At 45.8% G+C, this 576-nt stretch carries 1 protein-coding gene; it reads left to right on the top strand.

All coding sequences use genetic code 11. The features are described 5' to 3' along the window. The coding region (locus JCM21531_RS17410; RefSeq protein ID WP_038291743.1) for an AMP-binding protein at positions 1–576 on the top strand (576 nt) is incomplete at both ends.

Raw genomic sequence — 576 nt, forward strand, 5'->3', positions numbered from 1 at the left:
CTTGGAGGAAGGAACGGGATTAGAGAGGATTTCGAGCCTAAGACAAGTGTTTGCCAGCGGAGAGGCTTTAGGGACAAAGCAGGTGGCAAGGTTCAACCGGCTTTTAGGCAAAAGGCATGGTACAAGGCTCATAAATCTGTACGGGCCAACGGAGGCTACAGTGGATGTATCCTACTTTGACTGTCCTTTAGATGAAGATATTGACTTAGTCCCCATAGGAAAGCCCATAGACAATATAAGACTGTACATAGTGGATAAATACAACAACCTCCAACCGGTGGGAATACCGGGAGAGCTATGTATAGCAGGGGATGGAGTGGGAAGAGGATATTTGAACCGTCCGGAGCTTACGAAAGAGAAGTTTGTGCAAAATCCCTTTACAGAGTTTGAAAACGGTATAGGTGGTGGAGATACGGACACTACTTTCAAAGGGATCATGTATAGGACCGGAGATTTGGCAAGGTGGCTTCCCGACGGCAATATAGAATACTTGGGAAGAATAGACCATCAGGTAAAGGTAAGGGGATTTAGAATAGAGCCGGGAGAGATAGAAGAAGAGCTTTTAAAAGCACAAGG

Source organism: Acetivibrio straminisolvens JCM 21531 (assembly GCF_000521465.1).
GTDB classification, from domain to species: domain Bacteria; phylum Bacillota; class Clostridia; order Acetivibrionales; family Acetivibrionaceae; genus Hungateiclostridium; species Hungateiclostridium straminisolvens.